At 38.9% G+C, this 19,786-nt stretch carries 23 protein-coding genes; 1 reads left to right on the top strand and 22 read right to left on the bottom strand.

The window, feature by feature from the left end:
• Positions 1 to 35: 35 nt before the first annotated feature.
• From ACHZES_RS23775 to ACHZES_RS23740, 8 genes are all read right to left on the bottom strand, one after another.
• A complete protein-coding gene (locus ACHZES_RS23775) occupies positions 36 to 578 on the bottom strand; it encodes a hypothetical protein (RefSeq protein WP_395547581.1) in 543 nt (180 codons plus the stop codon).
• A gap of 197 nt (positions 579 to 775) precedes the next feature.
• Complete coding sequence (locus tag ACHZES_RS23770; protein WP_038279605.1) at positions 776 to 1,180, bottom strand: VOC family protein; 405 nt, start codon at positions 1,178 to 1,180, stop codon at positions 776 to 778.
• 184 nt (positions 1,181 to 1,364) lie between these two features.
• Complete coding sequence (locus ACHZES_RS23765) at positions 1,365 to 2,084, bottom strand: MBL fold metallo-hydrolase (protein WP_395547582.1); 720 nt, start codon at positions 2,082 to 2,084, stop codon at positions 1,365 to 1,367.
• A 55-nt stretch (positions 2,085 to 2,139) separates the two neighbouring features.
• On the bottom strand, positions 2,140 to 2,565 hold the full coding sequence (locus tag ACHZES_RS23760; RefSeq protein ID WP_395547583.1) for a GNAT family N-acetyltransferase: 426 nt from the start codon (positions 2,563 to 2,565) through the stop codon (positions 2,140 to 2,142).
• Positions 2,566 to 2,626: 61 nt separating this feature from the next.
• Complete coding sequence (locus ACHZES_RS23755) at positions 2,627 to 3,502, bottom strand: metallophosphoesterase family protein (protein WP_395547584.1); 876 nt, start codon at positions 3,500 to 3,502, stop codon at positions 2,627 to 2,629.
• Positions 3,503 to 3,528: 26 nt separating this feature from the next.
• Entirely contained in the window at positions 3,529 to 4,221 is a 693-nt protein-coding gene (locus ACHZES_RS23750) for an aspartate/glutamate racemase family protein (RefSeq protein ID WP_395547585.1), read from the bottom strand.
• Positions 4,222 to 4,264: 43 nt separating this feature from the next.
• Positions 4,265 to 5,275: a GNAT family N-acetyltransferase gene (locus ACHZES_RS23745; RefSeq protein ID WP_395547586.1), complete on the bottom strand. Its 1,011-nt coding sequence runs from the start codon at positions 5,273 to 5,275 to the stop codon at positions 4,265 to 4,267.
• A gap of 14 nt (positions 5,276 to 5,289) precedes the next feature.
• On the bottom strand, positions 5,290 to 6,252 hold the full coding sequence (locus ACHZES_RS23740) for a helix-turn-helix transcriptional regulator (protein WP_395547587.1): 963 nt from the start codon (positions 6,250 to 6,252) through the stop codon (positions 5,290 to 5,292).
• Positions 6,253 to 6,446: 194 nt separating this feature from the next.
• Between ACHZES_RS23740 and ACHZES_RS23735 the strand changes: the two genes are divergently transcribed.
• Positions 6,447 to 8,129 carry a flavin monoamine oxidase family protein gene (locus ACHZES_RS23735; protein ID WP_395547588.1) on the top strand — a complete coding sequence of 561 codons (1,683 nt, stop codon included), beginning with the start codon at positions 6,447 to 6,449 and terminating at the stop codon, positions 8,127 to 8,129.
• A gap of 34 nt (positions 8,130 to 8,163) precedes the next feature.
• On the opposite strand, the gene ACHZES_RS23730 is transcribed toward ACHZES_RS23735, so the two are convergent.
• The 14 genes from ACHZES_RS23730 to ACHZES_RS23665 all read right to left on the bottom strand — a co-directional run bounded on the left by ACHZES_RS23730 (position 8,164) and on the right by ACHZES_RS23665 (position 19,705).
• Positions 8,164 to 8,502 (bottom strand): GNAT family N-acetyltransferase, encoded by a 339-nt coding sequence (locus ACHZES_RS23730; RefSeq protein WP_404820289.1) that lies wholly within the window; start codon positions 8,500 to 8,502, stop codon positions 8,164 to 8,166.
• A gap of 210 nt (positions 8,503 to 8,712) precedes the next feature.
• On the bottom strand, positions 8,713 to 9,276 hold the full coding sequence (locus ACHZES_RS23725; RefSeq protein WP_395547589.1) for a methyltransferase family protein: 564 nt from the start codon (positions 9,274 to 9,276) through the stop codon (positions 8,713 to 8,715).
• A 32-nt stretch (positions 9,277 to 9,308) separates the two neighbouring features.
• A complete protein-coding gene (locus tag ACHZES_RS23720) occupies positions 9,309 to 10,391 on the bottom strand; it encodes a DUF1648 domain-containing protein (protein ID WP_395547590.1) in 1,083 nt (360 codons plus the stop codon).
• 228 nt (positions 10,392 to 10,619) lie between these two features.
• Positions 10,620 to 11,174 carry a GNAT family N-acetyltransferase gene (locus ACHZES_RS23715; RefSeq protein ID WP_395547591.1) on the bottom strand — a complete coding sequence of 185 codons (555 nt, stop codon included), beginning with the start codon at positions 11,172 to 11,174 and terminating at the stop codon, positions 10,620 to 10,622.
• Positions 11,175 to 11,276: 102 nt separating this feature from the next.
• Positions 11,277 to 11,888 carry a hypothetical protein gene (locus tag ACHZES_RS23710; RefSeq protein WP_038279624.1) on the bottom strand — a complete coding sequence of 204 codons (612 nt, stop codon included), beginning with the start codon at positions 11,886 to 11,888 and terminating at the stop codon, positions 11,277 to 11,279.
• Between the two features lie 138 nt (positions 11,889 to 12,026).
• Positions 12,027 to 14,000 carry an FtsX-like permease family protein gene (locus ACHZES_RS23705; RefSeq protein WP_395547592.1) on the bottom strand — a complete coding sequence of 658 codons (1,974 nt, stop codon included), beginning with the start codon at positions 13,998 to 14,000 and terminating at the stop codon, positions 12,027 to 12,029.
• Entirely contained in the window at positions 13,990 to 14,754 is a 765-nt protein-coding gene (locus tag ACHZES_RS23700) for an ABC transporter ATP-binding protein (protein ID WP_038279627.1), read from the bottom strand. The genes ACHZES_RS23705 and ACHZES_RS23700 overlap by 11 nt, the downstream gene beginning before the upstream one ends.
• Before the next feature lie 17 nt (positions 14,755 to 14,771).
• Positions 14,772 to 15,584 carry a TraX family protein gene (locus tag ACHZES_RS23695; RefSeq protein WP_154521064.1) on the bottom strand — a complete coding sequence of 271 codons (813 nt, stop codon included), beginning with the start codon at positions 15,582 to 15,584 and terminating at the stop codon, positions 14,772 to 14,774.
• A gap of 184 nt (positions 15,585 to 15,768) precedes the next feature.
• The gene (locus ACHZES_RS23690; RefSeq protein WP_154521065.1) at positions 15,769 to 16,398 is read right to left on the bottom strand and encodes a biosynthetic peptidoglycan transglycosylase; all 630 of its coding nucleotides are present in this window, start codon (positions 16,396 to 16,398) and stop codon (positions 15,769 to 15,771) included.
• A gap of 173 nt (positions 16,399 to 16,571) precedes the next feature.
• Entirely contained in the window at positions 16,572 to 17,033 is a 462-nt protein-coding gene (locus tag ACHZES_RS23685) for a VOC family protein (protein WP_395547593.1), read from the bottom strand.
• 103 nt (positions 17,034 to 17,136) lie between these two features.
• Positions 17,137 to 18,147 carry a sensor histidine kinase gene (locus ACHZES_RS23680; protein WP_154521067.1) on the bottom strand — a complete coding sequence of 337 codons (1,011 nt, stop codon included), beginning with the start codon at positions 18,145 to 18,147 and terminating at the stop codon, positions 17,137 to 17,139.
• The gene (locus ACHZES_RS23675) at positions 18,144 to 18,806 is read right to left on the bottom strand and encodes a response regulator transcription factor (protein ID WP_038279636.1); all 663 of its coding nucleotides are present in this window, start codon (positions 18,804 to 18,806) and stop codon (positions 18,144 to 18,146) included. The genes ACHZES_RS23680 and ACHZES_RS23675 overlap by 4 nt, the downstream gene beginning before the upstream one ends.
• A gap of 52 nt (positions 18,807 to 18,858) precedes the next feature.
• Positions 18,859 to 19,359 carry a GNAT family N-acetyltransferase gene (locus ACHZES_RS23670; protein ID WP_038279638.1) on the bottom strand — a complete coding sequence of 167 codons (501 nt, stop codon included), beginning with the start codon at positions 19,357 to 19,359 and terminating at the stop codon, positions 18,859 to 18,861.
• Between the two features lie 37 nt (positions 19,360 to 19,396).
• Positions 19,397 to 19,705: a DUF6506 family protein gene (locus ACHZES_RS23665; protein WP_038279641.1), complete on the bottom strand. Its 309-nt coding sequence runs from the start codon at positions 19,703 to 19,705 to the stop codon at positions 19,397 to 19,399.
• Positions 19,706 to 19,786: the final 81 nt, after the last annotated feature.

The following is a 19,786-nucleotide window of genomic DNA, read 5'->3' as shown; positions in this document are numbered from 1 at the left end:
ATAAAAATGTTATACTTGAAAATACCATGCCGTCACTATTTAGATAACTTAAGATCGAAATCTGAACCGCACATTTCTCCAAAGGCATCTACAACCTTTTGGGAGGTTACCGCATCCTTTAAATTAGAATCAACCATAACAAGCATTACCAGATCATTGTAGGTAACAATCTGAAGGTCATCTGCCATAACACAAATCCACTTTCTCTGATCAATTCCGTCAAGCATTGCCTTTGCAACTGATTCTGCATCGGATGCATTATTTACGCGGGCGAGCACCAGTGAATAAGCTTGTGAACCAATCATCGCCTCAGATACAACGGCTTCCTTTACTTTAGAAGCATCGTCAAGTCCCATGTTATATTTCACCATATCCTTATTCGTTAAATCAATTGGTGTATTTTCCAGCCTTAAATCAACCTTTGCTTTTTCGTAAATTGTACCAATGATTGTGGTCAAATCTCCTTTCAGAGCCTCCGGCATATTGCCGCCGCCCTCTGTCTTCTTGCATCCGGTGACTAAAACCATAACCATGGCCGCAAATATAAAAATTGTTGATATCTTATTTCTCATCTTCATAAACGATCTCCTTTATTTCTTTTTACCGAACCGGTTTAAGGTAACGGCGGCCAGGATTAGTTCCTGAAACGCCTCCTCGTCCACTTCCTCTCCTTCGTGAAAGTCGATGGCCCTCCTGGTGTTACCCTCCAATCACCCAGTTCTTCAATTTTCTCATCAATGTATTGAGATGGGGATTTCATAAAGCAGACTAGTGTCTACTTTAAAGCTGTAAACATCCAGTTGATGCCGTATTTATCCTGTAAAGATCCGTGCAGTGCTGCAAAAAATGATGGGTTAAGATCCATATAGATCTCACCATCCTGCTTTAAAAGGTCCCAGGCATTTTTAACAAGCGCCTCATCCTTTGTTGTAATGGAAACATACATATTCGTTCCTTTTGTGCTTTTCTCAGAACTATCGGCACACATGATTTCCATACCATCAATCTGAAGGCGTGCATGCAGAACAAGATTTTTGTTTTCTTCGGGAATAGGAAAAGCGGGATTTGACGGCATGTCACTATATTTCCGCAGTTCAGTAATTGTACCGTTAAATGCTTTTTCATACGTTTTAATTGCTTCTTCACAGTTTCTATTAAACATCAAATAATGACCTAGCATAGTAAAACCTCCTGTTTTCATCTGTATCAAGTAATTTTAATGATCATTGTTATTTTTTACTTTCTCGTTTTAAATATACCATGAAAATAAATTCCCGCAAACCAACGATTTTCTTAAATAAACTTTACGCTCCATAAAAAGACTGCATAAGCTTTACTTATGCAGTCCTTGTTTGTCATACATTCTACTGGCGTTCCATAAGAGAATTCATGATAGTAAGGATATTTTGTTTGCTCATTGGTTCGGCATGTCCCATGACACAAGTATCAAAATCAAATCCTTCCATTGACGTAATTAATGAACGAAGTTTCTCTTTATCTAAGAAGCAGTTGTTATAATAATCCACTCCAACCGCATCTCCGATGAATAGTACTTTTTCCTGAGGTATGAGTACACAAATGCAATCCTCACTGTGAGGAGATTCCACATGATGAAGTTCTGCAGTTACATCTCCTAAGTCAATTACCATTGATTCGCCAACAGTAAGATCTGAGGTTACTACTCGTATCTCTGAAAGCAGGGGATACTCTGTACGGATACTCGTATCAGCAAATTCAATTTCAACCTTTGCTTCCAGTCTTTTTTTCATTTCTGCATCCGTCCATTCCCATTTCGCCATTTCTGCTAATTTGGCATTTGTTTTTTTATGAGCGATTGTGATCCCTTCCACCGAATGCATACCAAATGTATGATCCCAATGCCAATGGGTGACCACAGTAAAACCTGGTTTTTTTAATCCTTCCTTGCTCAGAGCTTCATAAAATGATTCCACATGCTTTTGGGAATTGCCTGCGTCTATCATTAAAGAATACTTCTGTCCGTTTACATATCCAAGAACCGGTCTGTCGGCCGGTTTATCAAACATGCTGTAAAATACGCGATCTGTTAGTTGTCTAAATTCCATAAATAAAAACCTCCTGAATATTTAAATCTTACATCCATAGACTAGCCTTTCACATTTAGCAATTATTGTTTTCTTTTTTCTGATTCCGCAGCATTCCGCATTTATCGTCCGGTAAATATTCAAAATGATGCTTATGATACAATAGATCAGCAGGACAATTTGCTATCAGACATATATAGCTGTCTTCATGTGAGTTCTCTTCGAAGTAACCGTCAATGGCCTTCATAATTTGTTCCGCATAACCTTTCCGCCGGTAATCTTTATCAACCATAATGTCACTTACGACGTAGGTGATGCCGCCATCTCCCACTACTCTTCCAAAACCGATCAATTTTTCTTTATCATACAGTGAAACTGTAAACAAAGAATTCTGTAAAGCTATTTTGCTTCTTTCCAAATCTTTATTATTCATTCCGGCACGTAACCGAAGACTTATGTAATCCTGGGCTTCCGGAGCTTCATATACTATCTGTATATCCATTTTTTCCTCCCTCAACTTTCTAACTTTATATAATAGAAACGTTCACAGCCTGATTATTAAATCAGACTTTCATTTGTTTACTTACCAAAATGTCTTCTACCGCTTGTCTCCAATACTTTTCAGGTATATCAGGCCATATGCAAGTACCTGTTTCAGCGTTGCATAATGCCATAGCCCTTTTCAATGCTGCGCTGTGCGGTATATTACCGTTACGCAATAAATTTTCTGTCATAATACACCAGTATGGTGCGTGTTTGTTGAGCCCCGATAAATGTAATTCCTCAATTACCTTTTCTACATCATATTCCATGCTAATAAATTCTTCTTTCCACTGTTTGTCTATTTGATGTAAAATTAAAAATTGAGATTTTCTATTACTATACAAAGGAACTCCGACTGATCCAGCATTTAATACCGTTTTTCCGTTAATATCAAATTTGGCCTGGATGTGAGTATGCCCACATATTATCATAGACGTATCTACAGCATTTAAAGTTTCAAATATTTTATCATTATCAGGTACCAATTTTTGATTCGCTGCGTATGGAGAACCATGGCATATGGTAAATGAGGGCATATTCTTAATAGAAATTTTCTTCGAAATTGGCAATCCTTTAAAAAAGTTTAAATCTTTTTCAACTAAATGCTGATATGTATATAGCAAAGAACCTGTTGTGGAATCTTTATCTTTCCAGCCAAGTTCACCATTATTATAATAATCGATCCAATAATCTTCTTTATTTCCTTTGATAAAATAGCAGTCATACTTCTCAGCCATTTCAAAAATAATTTTCATTGTCTTTTCCGGATATGCTAATTCACCAACATAATCTCCTAAAAAAGCAAAGGATTTTACGCCTCTTGACAACGCGTATTCCACACATTTTTCCAAAGCAATGTAATTTCCATGGATATCTGAAAGTACTGCAAGATCCATTATTGATTACCTCCTTACATCGGCACTTATTCTTCAATGGATAACATTGCAGCCCTTACTGCATGAATTTGTGCAGTATCAAAAACAGGCAATTCCACATCTTTTTGCTGTATCAGCAGGCCAATTTCTGTGCATCCGAGAATAACTCCCTGTGCACCTTGTTTTGCAAGGCCTTGAATAATACTGAGGTATTTATCTTTTGAAGCCTCAAAAATAATTCCCAAACACAATTCATTATAAATCACATCATTGACAAGTTCAATTTCTTCTTCATCTGGGATAAGAACTGTAATTCCTGCATTCATTAACTTGTCTTTATAAAAGTCCTGAGTCATGGTATATTTTGTACCCAACAATGCGACTTTTGTAATGTTATGATATTTCAGCTCATCTGCCGTTGCCTCTGCTATATGAATTACAGGAATCGTAATGCTGTTTTGGATCTGGGGAACTACCTTGTGCATCGTATTTGTACAGATCACAATAAAGTCTGCCCCTGCATTTTCAAGATTTTTAGCAGCCGCTGATAAAATAGCAGCACTTTTATCCCAGTCACCGTCTGCCTGGCACTTCTCTATTTCAGAAAAATCCACACTATACAACAATACCTTAGCTGAGTGTAATCCTCCCAACTCCTTTTTCACTGTTTCATTCACAATTTTATAATAAGTGACCGTACTTTCCCAACTCATTCCGCCGATCAATCCAATTGTTTTCATTTTTGTTTCCTCCCCCTTATCAATAATATAAAAGCCGCCAGCCCTACAACTCCTTCAAACATGGATTGTTGAAGTTTGCCCATGTGAAATTATTATCAATACACCGAACCATTCTGTAAGCCATTGGCTTAAATCCGCACTTTGGCCAAAATGTTGAAGAGGCAAGATTGGTTATCCTCCAGTCAGTTATGATTCTCTGATATCCTTTTTCTTTCACCAGCCTGCTGCCTTCATTCATTAATTTCTTCCCAACACCACTTCGCATTTGAGTCGGGTAAATGCCTGCGATACTTAGCTCCACTCCATCATCAGGCGCCATTAAATCCGGAATAACTGGCTCGTATACCTGAAATCCCAATTCCTTTCTGTCTTTTTCCGCAATGAGGATCACTGCTTCCTCATCCTCCACAAGCCCTTTGTACCCTTCCCTTATTCTCCCTACAAGCTCAGGTAAGGCTGGTTCAAACACAGGCGCAGAATTTTGATAGGAAAAGATGATATCAGACATTCTCCCCATTGCTTCCCTATCCATTTTATTGGCTAGCCTGACTTTTGCATCAGATGCAGTTTCAAATGTATTGTAATCTCTAATATTCATTATCCCATGCACTTGCTGGATAGAAAAGCTCAACCCCAGGAAAGCCTCATAATACACCTTGCTTCCAAGAGGTATCAATGCATAATGGTGAAAACATCCTTGGTGGATCCATAGGATAGAAACTTTCGCATAAAGAGTTCTTATGAGTTCTGAGGGCTGGTCCGTCCTTGCCGCTATCCCTTCATAAGGCACCCAGACATGCCTGCCTCTTTCATGATCGATCTTTATCTTTCCTGCGATATATCCGACCAGTTCATCATTAACAAATGCACCTATCCCAATTGCTTTATTAGTCATAAATAGCTTTTCAAGTAAATCCCCGATATATTTTGTATTGAGACAGCTGTTTCTTAAAAATGGAAATTCATTACTCTCAAGATTTTGCCGGCACATCATCAGGTCAGTCATAGCCGGCACATCATCATTACTGATTGGCCTGAATTCATACAATTTCATATCTACTCCCCCTCTTATTTTTGATAATATTCCATTAGCTCCGCCGCAACGTCCACCATCCTTTTCTTCAGGCCCTCGGGTTCTATGATCTCAAGAGCTCTCCCATAGGGTAAGAGAAAATATGGTACATATCCATTCATTACTCTTTCATCAAGTAAAAAGACTGCCTGGTTTTGAGTCCTCTCTTTCAGATGATGGCCTAAAAACCAGTGAATGCTCAAGTCATCCAAGGCCTCTGCCCTGCCCCCGATCACGACTGAAACCACCTTATCATTATCAGCCAGGTCAGGCAAAAGATTTTGTAAGAAGAATTCCTTGGCAGAAAAGGCTTCCGGCCTTTTAAAAGTCATTTGCGTCCGATTTATCTGCAAAATCCTTTCAGCGCGAAAGCTACGGATCTCATTTCTCAAGTGGCAAAATCCAATGGTATACCATTTATTATTCCAATAAATTACGCCATAAGGATCAATTACCCTTTGTCTGGCTGTTTCCTCATGGCCTGTACGGTATTCAATTTCTACGGAGTACTCATTTGCCACAGCCCGCTCTAATTCTACCAATTTCTGCTTAACAGAAGAATCGATCCCGCGGCTTATCACTTCAAAGCCGGTTAAATGGCGATTCAGAATGCGTTCCTGCTCCCGGTTGGTATACATCTTCAGCTTTTCAGTTGCCCTGCTTAATACTTCGTTAAAAGGGTATCCTGATTCTTTTGCAAATACTGCTGCATGGAGAATCGCCTTTTGTTCCTCAACATCAAAAAATAAGGGCGCATTGATAAAATCATTCAGCAGACTATATCCGCCATTCTGGCCTGCATCGGATACAATGGGTACCCCGCTGGCACAAAGCGAGTCAATATAGCGGTAAACAGTCCGTATATTGATCTCCAGCCTTTCTGCTATTTGTTTTGCAGTAATTTTTGATTCTGAATTCAGCATCCAGAGAATTGCCAGCATATTATCGTTTTTAGACATTGCTTAACCTCATTTGTTCCCCTATTTTCAATTCATCATTAGAAACAGTATATACTCTGTAATTAATTTACACAATAAATATCGAAATTACAAGTTCTAATGTGATGACCTGCAGCTTATGACGCCCCTATTTTGTGATAATCGCGTAAGGTTTCCAATATATTAAACTGTAATGATATCATGAGGTATAATCAATGGCGGTTCCATTAAATCAGGTTATAAACCCCACAAATGAACAACGGCACGAAATGATCAGAAATTCATTGAAAACGGCAGGCCGGCCGGAAGATTACGAATATATTATTAAATTACTGAGTCCTCCAGCTGATATCATAAATTATGCATCGCCGGGAGAGATGAAAGGAGTAAAGATCGGTGTCATAGGAGGCGGCCTGGCCGGCTTGTCCGCCGCATTCGAGCTTCGTAAGCTGGGAGCCGATATTACAATTCTGGAAGCCAATGAAAATAGAATCGGGGGAAGAGTTTATACCTATTATTTTGATTCGGAAGGCAAATACTACAATGAATTCGGCGCTCATAGAATTCCGGCAACTCATGAAACCACCTGGCACTATATCAATTTGTTGGGCCTTAACACCCGTCCACTGTCCGTAAGGCAGCGAAACAACTTTTTATACGTACATAATACACGTTTGAGAACATCGGACTCCATTGAGCAAATGCTTTATCCCTTATACGATTTAACCCCACAGGAAAGAAGCACTCCCTGGTCTGAGCTTGATGACTATGCTTTTTTGTATCTGATGATGCAGCTACCGCCTGATATCCGGTCAGAGCTAATACAGATTTTACCGGAGTATTCCCCGGAATATTTAACTCTTACAAAATATTCCGTCCGGCAGACCCTGGAAAATCTGGGGTTAAGCCAGGGAGCGATCAGCTTGATCTCAGGGGTCAACCCAGGTACTGGTGCTTTACTGAATGTTAGTTATGATGAAATCACCAATGAAGAATATACTCTTGATTACCGTAACACTTATAACATAGAAGGCGGAATTGTAAATCTACCATATGCTTTTATCCAATCCCTTCTTGCAGACAATCCGACCCAATATCAAAATATTCCGGTTTCCCAGCTTGGCACAGTTACTTATAAGCCCGGACAGACGGTTATAGGTATTTATCAGTCACCGTATAACAACCAAATCATACTAACTCATCGCAATGTACGGAATCTTAAGAGAACTGTCGAAATTTTTGATTATGTTGTATGCGCGCTTCCCTACTCCACCTTAAGGGAGGTTGAGATCAAACCATATTTCAGCAACATCAAGATGCAGGCCATTTTAGAATTTAACTATATTAATTCGCAAAAAACACTTTTTATGTGTAATAAACGCTTTTGGGAGCAGGATACCGATTACGGAAGAATGGTAGGTGGATTTTCCCAGACAGACCTGCCTATTCAGTCCATCTTCTATCCGGGAGATCATATTCTTTGCCCTGATGTTTCTTCCTGTTCGCCGTATGAACCTGGGGCGCTGGTGGCTTCCTATAATTATCATTTAAATGCAACAAGGGTGGGAAATATGGAAGAATCCCTCCGTTATAGACTGATAAAGAGAAATGTGGAGGAAGTTCACGGATTGCCAAGGGGATTCTTAGATTCCATTGTGGAAGACCATAAGACTGTGGTTTGGGATAATGAACCCAATAACCGGGGAGCTTTTGCAATGACACTTCCAGGCCAGAAAAAACTATTTGCTTATGAGATGCTGAAGCCGGAATTTAATCAAAGAGTGTACTTTGCCGGAGAACACTTATCCACAAAACATGGCTGGATGCAGGGAGCATTATATACCGGTAAGGAAGCCGCTAATCAGCTGGCGAATACGTTTCACAAGCAGCTTAAATAAGCAAAACCGCTGCCCCATAAATAAGGGCAGCGGTTCATTTGAGAAATAAATTCATGACTTTTACGTTATGTTCCTTATTTCCGTAGGTCATTTTCACACGGTCTACTTCAATATATCCCATCTTACACCAAAACTGATATCCCCTGTGGTTATCTTCTAATACCCCAATTCTTAATGCCCTTCCATGCTCTTCCAAAACCCAGTCTTTTATAGAATCATGCAATTTTCTGCCCAGATTTTTTCCTCTTTCCTTTGGATCAAGCATAAATAATCCTATTATCCACTCTCCGGTTGCTTTATAATCTTTAACCATATCAATGATAGCAATTAAAACATTCTTTTTATATACTCCAAAAACAAACTTATCTTTCATGGTTTTACCCGGTGGCAAGTCAAACAGAAGGTTTTTTCCCGCATCCTTTTCAGGCGGCCTGCCTTCTGATAACTCAAAAAAATCCGAACATCTTTCGCATAGATCCTGTACATCGGTCTCATCAGCGCCTGACAATAACCGGATATTGTATTCATGTCTCCCTATTACTTTATTTCCTATCAACCTTAACCTCCCTCTCCTATTCCCTAGTTATAAAAACCGTCTGACCTTTTTACAATATTCCATGTATTTTTCCCCGTATATTCCTTTTAACGACTGTTCCTCAAGCAGGATTTGACGGTTAAAAAGCCATATTCCGGCAAAAACATATATCAATACGATCCAATTGGGAATAATTAAAAATATGCCTGCCAGAACCAATTCAAATGCGGTATATATGGGATTACGGCTTATGGAAAATGCGCCTGTGGTCACAAGCTCTCCCGGATGGTCTTCATCAAGACCTACACGAAAGCTTTTTCCAAATGAATTCAGTGCGTATATAAACAATAAAATACCCATTATACATACAATCACGCCTATCCAGCCGGTAAATGTATCATCGAACAACTGGGCGCCTATTTCAGGCAGGCCAAAAGCGCTGGCAAATACAATGTAAAATAATAGAAAAGCAAATGGCAGGATTAGAAAATCTTTTTTATCCTTCTCGCCAAATTGAACGGCTTTTATCCCCAGCCTTTTTAATTGAAGGGTCCGGATCATAACAAGCATTACAAGCAAAACCAATGTTGATGCTGCAACATATCTTACCATGTTATTCACTCCTCTTGGAAACACAACCTATTTTATTCTAACATGAATGGAATCACTGTAACTGCCAAAATAAAGACTACAAATGCGGCAATTGCAATGAGGCTTCTAGGGTTTCCAAAATTTAAGGTATAACCCATTCCAAATCGTTTTTCTACAAAAAGAGACGGATCATCTTTGTTGCAATACAGAAAACCTCCCAGCCAATAACGGTCATCGTCCATTCGGTTTAGTGGTGCATCATCCCTTATATCCAACCGGCTTCCTCCTTGACCGACCTTTACCGTGAGATAAATACAGCTCAAAAAAATAATAACTAAAAAGGCAAAGGGCAGAACCATCATGAGCTTTTCATTTATTACGGACAGCATAGTAAGTTGAATGCAGGTAAATAACAGCATTACCATAAATCCGATCGTATATAAGAAAATACTCATTATCCCCTGGAATGCCTGAGTTCTCCGGTAATTCCGCTGATGCCCGGCTGTACCAATGCCAAAGTTGATTCCTGCAAACAAAAGGCCGGTGAAGCATTGGATCAATGGCATCACTGCAAAAGTTCCTATGGATTTAGCAGCATAGCGGTCCACTTTTCCTGCAAGGTTGTAATGCATGGGGATATGCCCGGGTAAAGATGGATATTTCAGCACTGCTGCAAAAACGGCAATGGCAATCGGAACAAAATATAAAAGATACCACGCAGTGCCAATTGTTTTACCAGACTTTCCACTGGTTTTTATTACTGTTTCCGTATCAAATTCCCAATCACGTTCTAGTTTGATCGCCTTTATCTCTGAACGTGCGAAAAAATATATGATAGTACTGGCAGCGAGATACAGGATTATACCGCTAAGCTGGAGCCATAGCCCCCGTTCTGCCGGCATCCAGATATAGCAAATCGTGCTTCCAATTCCCAAAACCAAACCAATCGAAAGACAGCTGATGCAGTAATTGCGCCGCAATAATCTTATCTTAGGATCGTTATATTCGCTTACCGGTATAGAAATACCAAAGCATATATTTTTTTGCATAAAATATGGAGTTAAAGCAGTGGCAAACAATACAAGTACCCATGAGAATCCCATTATCCCAATTATATAACTTAAATTTTCACTCAAGACAACTTCCTCCTTCTATGCTTTTATTCAATCGGTCATTCAGTAAAACTGCAAGCCATTCTTTGTATTCATCATACAACAAATATAGCACTAAAATAGGATTTGTCAATTTCATGATTTGTAGCCATTAAAATTAATGTTACACGGCCTTGATTACCCAGAAACGACATGAGGAGTGTCAAGGACGGCAAAGCCGCTTATTTATCCTTGACACTCCCTCATGATTATCTACACCTTATCATTCAATAAAACCATATGGACATGATCTTCCCATATCCCATTTATTTTTAAATACCTTTGAGCAATCCCCTCATTGTAAAACCCCAGTTTTTCGGTCACCCTCAGAGAACGTTGATTTCTAGGCATGACATTGGCTTCTATTCTATGTAATCCGTATTCATTAAAAACGATATCAATTCCTTTTTGAATTGCTTCGGTCATATATCCTTGATTAATTTCATCTTGATCCAGCTTGTAACCAAGGTAACAAGATAAAAAAGCACCCCGCACAATGTTGCTGAAACCTATAGTCCCAATAATACGGCTTTCATCATTCTTCTTAAAAATCCATAGTCTTAACAGATCTTTATTTTCTATTAGAGACCGATCATTGTCAAGTTGCTCCTCATGATATGCCTTTGTATAAAACTTCTCGTTCCTCACAGGCTCCCACGCTCCTAAAAAAGACCTGTTTCTCAAATAATAATCTAAAACCATTTTCGCTGAAGATGTATCCAACACTTTTAGAGTCAATCGTTCCGTATCATAAATCATATGTTTCATAACAATCTCCTTTTGTTAAAGAATATCACTTAAGCGGCTTTTGGATTGGAGGTTCTTCATATATCCAAAAGCCGCTTTCTTTATCAGAGAACAGCCGCCACTTTACTGTGACTGCTTCATTCTTATCAATACCATCCCACCTTTGCGCTCAAAACCAGTATCCCACAGCTCATAAAAGGACAGCCAGCGAAACCCACCATAAGTTGCAATTTTTACATAAAACTCATCTTCGAATTCTTCATATCCCACTAACATGAACCAATGCCAGACCAGATCCTTAAAATTAACATTCTTATGCCGCAGCTGCAAGAAAGGAATCGAGATTCCCTTGTCAATCTGGCTCATGACTTCCCTGGCGGCTGCCTTTGCAGGAACCTTTCCTGGACAGCCTACCAGCTGTATATTCGGTGCACCCACATCCTGCAAATATTTATAAAACCCGTCCATAAATATATCCAGTGTATCGATTCCATGAAATCGGGGCTTCAAATAGGGCTTCATTATCTTGGAAAAATTTATATAATCTTCCTTGTCAAGTCTTTGGATATCATAGGGATACAGATGGGTTTTATTATCATGGAGCGCCAAATTGATGCAGGCATCACAGGCTGCAGCCGCCCCACAGCCACCCAGATGCATCATAGGGTCCCGGAACCAATCCTGATTTCCGCCAAAGGAATCTCCGACTCTAAAATAGGACAATTCTTTCTTCATCTTTTCTCCTCACTTCATTTATACTATAGATGAATTATAGTACCAGTCTTGCGTTTCGTAAAGAAAAACAATGTTACAAAAAGTCCATGTTTTTCAATATGTGAAAAACACGGACCTGTTTTAGGTTTTCAAACACATTTAATATTGATCTCTTCTTAAAATATGCTTACACCCGATATAAGTCAATCCAAAATAAACGCCATAAATAAAAACAATAAACAACGCCGGGATAAAAACACTATCCATCACATTCACACGTTCAAAGGCCATCATTACATTATTTACAGCAGTAAGCCCAACAATGGAATGAACAATTCCAAGTATAAAAGGAAGTAAAAAGTAACAAAGTATTTGTACAAACAATGCTCTGTCCAGCATTTTCTTTTCAGCACCCAGCTTCCTTAACAGTGCATAACGCTCCTTGTTATCCGATGCCTGGGCAAGCTGCTGGATTGCAAGAATTGCCGCGCAGGCAACCATAAACACAATGCCAAGATAAATGGCTAAAAAAGATATGATGGCTTTCATGGCAAGCGATGAAGCATAGATCTCTTCTCTGCTTGAATAGTACCAAAAGCCCTTTTCCTGATAATCCTCGCTGTTACTATATTGTTTTAGGTTTTCCTGAAGTTCCTTTGATCCTTCCCCGGTTTTGCATATCATGTTAAGCACCTGATCCGGTGACTTGCTAAGGGTTTCAGAAAACCCGTCATTTACAACAAACGTGATACCGGAATCACTGTTGGAAAGCTTTATGTTTTGTACTTTCCCCTTTGGCTGGAGCGTTTTACCTCCAAGGGAGATTGATACATTTCTATCAAGAAACTGCTGCGCAGCATGCTGGTAAACATCGCCGGTCGCAACAATGAAATATCCATTTCCAGGAAGATCGGCTTTTTCCATTCCCTGCATTTCTAAAAACTTCTGGTAATCAGAAAACATAACAAAATCGAGGCCGCGTTTCCCTATATCAAAGGACAGGGAAGAATAATCAACCGGAAAATCCTTGTAATGAAGGTCCCCGCGGTAAATACTATATTCATGGCTAATTGCATCAATACCTTTTATTGACATAGGCAGGCTTTCATATATGGTCTTATAATTCCCTTTCCCATCGCCATAAAAACTGACATCATAGGGTGCAGTTTCCTTTAAATTGGCTGACAGAATATTTTTCATGCTGTAACCGGTTGAAAAAATACCGATTACCAGAAGCAAGACAATGCTGACCACGGATATGGATATAAAATTTGTGTTGATCTTACTGGTGAGCTGACGGGTTACAAACATGGTCAGGTTTTTATAATAAAGCTTTTTATTTGATTGTATCAGCTTTGTAAGTATTCCCGAAAGAGAAAAGAAAAAAAGTAACGAACCGGCCGTTCCTAAAATAATGGACCAAAGGAAGATACGGTTAATATTAATAATTCCATTTTTTAAAACCAATGCATAGGCGGTACCTAAGAAAACAATGGATACCAGGAAAACCAGAACCGATAATTTGGTACTTCTAATTTTTAAGCTTTCATTTTTCCGACCGCCGTAGATCAAGTCAATCAGTTTATACTTGCTGACTGTAATTGTATTGAAAATGATTACGGTCAAAAAAATAACTGCGAAATATAGGCTACTTTTCACCGCTGCATCTGGTGAAAATATGAATTTATAGGCGGTCATGTCTGCCTCAAATATTTTAGCAGTGAACACAGACATAAACTGGGAGCCGAAAACACCGATGATCAGCCCTGCAATTAAAGCAATAAGTCCCATGAGAAATGTTTCAGATACAAGAATGGCAGAAATTTTACCTTTGCTCATCCCCAGAGTCATGTAAATACCCATTTCTTTTTTACGGCGTCTGATAAAAAAACTGTTTGCATATACGATCAAAAAACCCAGGATCACTGCAACAAACACAGATATGACTGATAATATCTTTCTAAGTGCAATCATAGAATCGGTCAGTATTTCCGTCACAACCATGATATCCTGCTGCGCATAGATGGAGTTAAACATATAAAAGATTGAAACGCCAAAAACAAGAGTGAAAAAATATACCGTGTAATCCTGCATGCTTTTTCCGACATTTTTAAAAACAAGCTTAGTCAGCACTTAAATCACCTCCAAGAAGGGCCATAACCTCCATGATCCGGTCAAAAAATTCCTTGCGTGATTCATTTCCCCGGATAAGCTCATTAAACAGCTTTCCGTCTTTGATGAACAAAATGCGTTTGCAATAGCTGGCAGTAAATGCATCATGGGTTACCATTAAAATAGCAGCATTTATCTGTTCATTTAAATTTTTGAAGCTTTCCAAAAGCATCTTTGCAGACTTAGAATCCAGGGCTCCGGTAGGTTCATCGGCAAGAATCAGGGTCGGATTTGTAATGATGGCTCTTGCTGCAGCTACACGCTGCTTTTGGCCGCCTGACATCTGATATGGGTACTTTTGCAATACCTCCGTAATGTTTAAAAGGGAGGCAGCCTGGTGGATCCGCTCATCCATTTCTCCTGCTGGAGCTTTCATAATTGCCAGGGCCAGGGCAATATTTTCATGGGCAGTCAGGGTATCTAAAAGATTAAAGTCCTGAAAAATAAAGCCAAGCTTTTCACGTCTGAACTTTGATAAAGCTTCTGCTTTCATCTCAGTGACATCCATTCCATCTATAAAAATATGACCTGAGGTCGCATCATCAATGGTGGAAACACAATTAAGAATGGTAGTTTTTCCACTGCCCGATGCCCCCATAATACCGATATATTCTCCTTCTAAAACATTGAAGCTGATATTGTCAACAGCCTTTGTGACATTCCCTTTATTACCGTAATATTTCTGAAGGTTCTCAACCTTTAAGATTGTATTCATATTGTCTATCCTCTCCCCTAGTATTTAGAAATTATATTGGCTAAAATTGTAAAAATATAGATATGGGCCGGATAAAAGGCATAAAAGAAATATTTCATTCCACGGCCCTTTTGCTTATTGTAAAGCAGCATAAATGGTAAAGCAAATACCATGCACCACTGGATGTTATCCAAAAACATGCTTTCCACACCGATCTCAGGGTTATAACCCATTGCAAAGACTAAAATACTGAGCACCAGATAAAATATACCTATTTTCTTTTTATCCTGGTTGCATAAATATAATCCGACGCCTAAAACAACCAGTATAATACCGCCTTCACAGAATAAGAGAGAGGGGACAAAGAACATTATTCCTCTTACCATAAAAAATAAGCTGGGATTAGACATGGTCATAAAAATAATGATACTGCTGAAAACAGGAACAAGCATTAAAAATATATATTGCAAAAATGGACGATTCTCTTTCCTGCATACAGAAATACGCTGAATACTGAATATGATCAGGCATATTACAAACAGTGTGGAAAATATATTATTTATGATAATACCCCCATTAGGCAACGGGAAATATTGATTAATCAGATCATTGCCAAAGTTCATAAATACAAATCCAAACCATAAACGCATTAAATATTTTACCGGGTTTCTTGTGTATCTCATGCCATTGGCCGTAGCAAAGATGAATAAAGGTGCTGATAATCTGCCCAGCATGGTAAACCACAGGGGAACTTGGAAAACACCTGTAAAAATATAGTGAATATGATCGAATACCATGAGCACCAAAGCAATTATTTTAATCTGAAAACTATTTAATCCTTTTTGTAACATTTATGATCTCCTTTTCTATTTCTAACTTATGTCTATTATAATTCCATCTGCCTCTGTCAGCCATTGATTTTGCTTACAAGGAACGAACATTTTTGTCACTTTTCATTATACCGTGAAAAGCAATGAGCTAAACGCCGTAAAGAGGCATATGGCAAATGCAACACGATAATTGATGTCACATATATTATACCGGAATCGCTTTGTAAGCATTGGGGTTGTAGTTATTTGGACTTTTAATTGTCCAGACAAGGGCTTTGATCTGCGTAGTTGTCAACTCTAATGGCTCAACACCGTAATAGTGATTCGCCGCTTGTTTTAGTCCATAGCATCCTTCTCCGAAGTAAGCAATATTACAATAGAGTTCCAGTATTTCATCTTTTGTAAGATCTCTTTCAAGCTGAAAAGCAACAAATAATTCTGCTACCTTTCGCTCATATTTCTTTTCAAAAGAAAAGTACATATTTTTTGCAAGCTGCTGGGTGATGGTGCTCCCCCCTTGCACAAAGCTTCCTGCGATCAGATTGTTTGCCATGGCCCTTGCTGTCGCAATGGGATCAAAGCCGAAATGATAGTAAAAACGTTTATCTTCTGAATTTAACACCTGCTCTTTATATCCTTCGGGTATCTCATCAAATGTAATATAACCATTTTGCTGTTTAAGCTCCTCTATTCTATCCGGCACGCTTATGGCATCTGTCGCATTCCTATACATTTCATATCCGGCAGAAACCATAGGAGATATTTTTACACTACCCATAAGGAAGCTGATGACAGCAAGTAACAATATACTGATACTAATTGTTTTATTTTTCATCAAAATTACTCCTTTCGTGTTTTGCTTCCTCAGTATAACAGGGAAAGAATCATGGAACCATAGATTTTACTTACGGTAAACGAACAAATTTGTAAGATAAAAAGGCTGTATGCTCCCGCATAGGGAACATACAGCCTTTTTTTGTTGGCACACGACTTCGCTAGCCTCATTCTTTAGGTTTGATTTATCTGTCTCCAGCTTTGCAGTTCAAGAATATTGCCTTCAGGGTCCCGCGCATAAACAAATACTGCTTCTTTGCCGTTTGGGTAAGCCGCAGTAACCAACTCTCCGAAGTTACTTCCTCCCGCCCTAATGACTTCTGCCAAGGTTGCTTCCACATCATCCACTTCAAAAGCTATATGTGCAATTCCCGGGCGGTTAATCTCCGAAGGTATAGTTCCTTCCAGCTTGTCGTATGAAAATATTTCGAGCGTCGGGTGGTCTTCTACGTATCCTGGCAAAAGAAGATGCTCTCCTGTAATATGTGCATCATTCAGTCCTGTTAGTCCGTCTAACCACACCCCTCGCAGGTCACGTGTTTCATTGATGCTTTTGCAGTGAAACACCTTTTTATAAAAATCAATCAGTTTGTTTGCATCTTTAGCAATAATATTTGTGTGTACATAACGAAGCATGACCATTATTCCCCCTCTTCTGTCTTAAATAATAATTTTCTACTTATCTCTGCTTCAAACTTAATTATACTGCACGGCTCCGCATATGCGAAAGCGGAACCCTTTACTGTAGAAATGACTGCCTGTCTTTTGGAAATATTATATGAATTGTTGTACCGTTCCCGACAGATGACTGGGCTTCCAATCCCAGATACATCTTATTACAAAGTTCTTTGCAAAGGTACAGGCCGATCCCAGTAGATTTGGCGAACGCTCTTCCATTTTCTCCCGTAAATCCCTTTTCAAACACTCTCCCAAGGTCGCTTTCAGATATGCCGATTCCATTATCCCGGATAGAAAGAATGATATTCTCCTGGTTTTCTGAAGCAGAAAACCATAGAGTCAAGGCATCCTCTTTATATTTGATACTGTTTGCTATTATCTGTCCAATGATAAAATCCAGCCACTTTTCATCAGCATAAACCGTATAATCAAGATTGTCCAGTTTCACCTGCGCACCGCAGCCTATCAGCTGTTTTGAATGTTTCTTAACAGCAGCCTTCACCAAGCTGTCAAGAGAAAGTCTTCTGATACTGTAGTCAGACGCCACGTTTTTGCTCCGGGCATAATAAAGAGCCTGTTCAATATAAGAATCCACCCGTACTGTTTCCTCGGATATTTTCTTAGTTATGTCATTGCGGTTGTTCTGACAGATAAGGTCGATGCAGGAAATAGGGATCTTTATCTCATGGATCCATGTTTCAATATATTCCCGGTATTCATCCTGGGATATCTTATAGGAGGCAATCTCATCGTTCATGGCTTTTGTAACATGCTTAAGAATCTCGCATAAAACTTCCGCTTCAGCGAAATTAGGTGCCTCTAATAGGGAAGCGATATACTGCTTTTGCTCCATTGATTCCAGCGTTTTATTTAGTCTATTATAATATCTGCTGCGAATCAGGTATTCGTATGCCAATGCAGCGAAAGAGATGAAGACAATGGTTATGCAAATAAGTATTGTGGCATAGCGACTGATATGGTAGACATCTAACATTAAAACTAAAAAAACAATGATAAAGCTTTGCGCCAGTAAAAACAGGATCTTATCTTTCAAAAAGCTTGATAAATTCATATCATATACCCCTGTCCACGTTTGGTCTTAATAAAATCTGCAGCACCGATTTCTTCAAGTTTTTTACGCAAGCGGTTGACATTAACTGTCAGTGTATTGTCATCGACGAATTCATCCGACTGCCAAAGCTCATCCATCAAATCATCCCGTGAAATGATGCTGTTTGCATTTTGCATTAAAACAGAGAGAATACGCAATTCATTTTTCGTAAGCTCAGCCTCTTTGCTTTCGTAATATACTGTGCTTTTTGCCATTGATAATGTTAAGCCCTTATATTCTACTTCTGATGAATAATTCTTCTGGTTGGTGCGTTTGAGTATTGCGGCGATCCTGGCAAGTAGGATTTGAATGTTATAGGGTTTTGTTATAAAATCATCTGCACCCAGATTCATGCTCATCAGTTCATCCATATCATTGTTGCGGCTTGTCACAACCATAATCGGTACATCCGATATCTTGCGGATTTCCCTGCATACATGATACCCATCATAATAAGGGAGATTGATATCAAGCAAAATTAAATCTGCATTTGAATCCACGGCCTCCGATATAATGTTTTTAAAGTTATCACTTGTTTCACAAGAATAGTTATAGCTTTCCAGCAGCGAAATTAATTCTGTTCTTAGAACGATATCGTCTTCAATAATAAACAGCTTCATATTGAAATCACCTCCAGATTCTTATTTATCATTTTGACACCATATTTGTTGCTTATAATAGTTTTGCCATATAATATTCGTCCACATATGTTCCATCTACTACCATGGAATTTCTTTTGATCCCTTCTACAACAAAACCATTTTTTTCGTAGAGGTGTTTTGCGGTATCATTGATACACATTACCGTTAGTTCAAGTCTGGTAACCCCTTTCTCACTGGCCCATATGTCCAGCTGTTTGAAAAAAGAGGTGCCGATCCCTTGCCGCTGATAAGATGCACGAATGCCCACAACGATATATGCAGAATGTTTTACTCTTTTAAAAATGCCTTTTTGCGCAGATATATATCCAACGATTTCATGATCTGCTTCGGCAACTAAAAACAGATTATTGCCTGTGACAGTTTCATTGATGGTAGATTTTATTCTATCAATATTTTTCGTCCGCTCATTCGGCTCGTACATCATGTATTTTGTCTCAGAATCCAGCGCAGACATCATTTGCCAAAGTGATTCAGCGTCGTTTTCTTCAATAGGTCTGACGATAACACCCATAAAATCTTATACCTCCTCTTTTGTAAACGGTACTGCTTCATCGACTAAAGTTTGAAAAGAAATCAGCAAACAACTGATCCTGTTCAGGCTTATGAGTGACATAGCCTATAGCGATTCTATTGTTTGTCAGTTCAATCAACTTTTGTGCACCTTCTTCGCCAAATGCACCGCATAGTTCAACAGCGCCAACCCCTTCACTTTCTAAGAAAGTAATCTTATCACAGGCTTCTTTGAAATTCTTAACTGTAACAATATAGCTGATTTGTTTCTCTGTTTCAAAACAAGCCTGATGTACCGCCGGATTATAATGACTTCCCATCAATAAAAAAGCGAATTTTTTCTTCATATTATTTTCTCCTTATATATAATTTGTAATCCAAAACTGTCCGATGCCCGCTCCCAATGCCGGCGATTCAGCTGCAAATAT

Source organism: Lacrimispora sanguinis, from assembly GCF_044987295.1.
In the GTDB taxonomy this organism is placed as follows: domain Bacteria; phylum Bacillota; class Clostridia; order Lachnospirales; family Lachnospiraceae; genus Lacrimispora; species Lacrimispora celerecrescens_B.
Note: the sequence above shows the minus strand (reverse complement) of the source record. Positions and strands in the feature narration are given on the sequence as shown.

What these genes read in the sequence shown, in the direction of transcription:
- ACHZES_RS23775 (WP_395547581.1), bottom strand. Translation starts at nt 578, where the DNA reads ATGAAGATGAGAAATAAGATATCAACAATTTTTATATTTGCGGCCATG.
- ACHZES_RS23770 (WP_038279605.1), bottom strand. Translation starts at nt 1,180, where the DNA reads ATGCTAGGTCATTATTTGATGTTTAATAGAAACTGTGAAGAAGCAATT.
- ACHZES_RS23765 (WP_395547582.1), bottom strand. Translation starts at nt 2,084, where the DNA reads ATGGAATTTAGACAACTAACAGATCGCGTATTTTACAGCATGTTTGAT.
- ACHZES_RS23760 (WP_395547583.1), bottom strand. Translation starts at nt 2,565, where the DNA reads ATGGATATACAGATAGTATATGAAGCTCCGGAAGCCCAGGATTACATA.
- ACHZES_RS23755 (WP_395547584.1), bottom strand. Translation starts at nt 3,502, where the DNA reads ATGGATCTTGCAGTACTTTCAGATATCCATGGAAATTACATTGCTTTG.
- ACHZES_RS23750 (WP_395547585.1), bottom strand. Translation starts at nt 4,221, where the DNA reads ATGAAAACAATTGGATTGATCGGCGGAATGAGTTGGGAAAGTACGGTC.
- ACHZES_RS23745 (WP_395547586.1), bottom strand. Translation starts at nt 5,275, where the DNA reads ATGAAATTGTATGAATTCAGGCCAATCAGTAATGATGATGTGCCGGCT.
- ACHZES_RS23740 (WP_395547587.1), bottom strand. Translation starts at nt 6,252, where the DNA reads ATGTCTAAAAACGATAATATGCTGGCAATTCTCTGGATGCTGAATTCA.
- ACHZES_RS23735 (WP_395547588.1), top strand. Translation starts at nt 6,447, where the DNA reads ATGGCGGTTCCATTAAATCAGGTTATAAACCCCACAAATGAACAACGG.
- ACHZES_RS23730 (WP_404820289.1), bottom strand. Translation starts at nt 8,502, where the DNA reads ATGAAAGATAAGTTTGTTTTTGGAGTATATAAAAAGAATGTTTTAATT.
- ACHZES_RS23725 (WP_395547589.1), bottom strand. Translation starts at nt 9,276, where the DNA reads ATGGTAAGATATGTTGCAGCATCAACATTGGTTTTGCTTGTAATGCTT.
- ACHZES_RS23715 (WP_395547591.1), bottom strand. Translation starts at nt 11,174, where the DNA reads ATGAAACATATGATTTATGATACGGAACGATTGACTCTAAAAGTGTTG.
- ACHZES_RS23710 (WP_038279624.1), bottom strand. Translation starts at nt 11,888, where the DNA reads ATGAAGAAAGAATTGTCCTATTTTAGAGTCGGAGATTCCTTTGGCGGA.
- ACHZES_RS23700 (WP_038279627.1), bottom strand. Translation starts at nt 14,754, where the DNA reads ATGAATACAATCTTAAAGGTTGAGAACCTTCAGAAATATTACGGTAAT.
- ACHZES_RS23695 (WP_154521064.1), bottom strand. Translation starts at nt 15,584, where the DNA reads ATGTTACAAAAAGGATTAAATAGTTTTCAGATTAAAATAATTGCTTTG.
- ACHZES_RS23690 (WP_154521065.1), bottom strand. Translation starts at nt 16,398, where the DNA reads ATGAAAAATAAAACAATTAGTATCAGTATATTGTTACTTGCTGTCATC.
- ACHZES_RS23685 (WP_395547593.1), bottom strand. Translation starts at nt 17,033, where the DNA reads ATGCTTCGTTATGTACACACAAATATTATTGCTAAAGATGCAAACAAA.
- ACHZES_RS23680 (WP_154521067.1), bottom strand. Translation starts at nt 18,147, where the DNA reads ATGAATTTATCAAGCTTTTTGAAAGATAAGATCCTGTTTTTACTGGCG.
- ACHZES_RS23675 (WP_038279636.1), bottom strand. Translation starts at nt 18,806, where the DNA reads ATGAAGCTGTTTATTATTGAAGACGATATCGTTCTAAGAACAGAATTA.
- ACHZES_RS23670 (WP_038279638.1), bottom strand. Translation starts at nt 19,359, where the DNA reads ATGGGTGTTATCGTCAGACCTATTGAAGAAAACGACGCTGAATCACTT.
- ACHZES_RS23665 (WP_038279641.1), bottom strand. Translation starts at nt 19,705, where the DNA reads ATGAAGAAAAAATTCGCTTTTTTATTGATGGGAAGTCATTATAATCCG.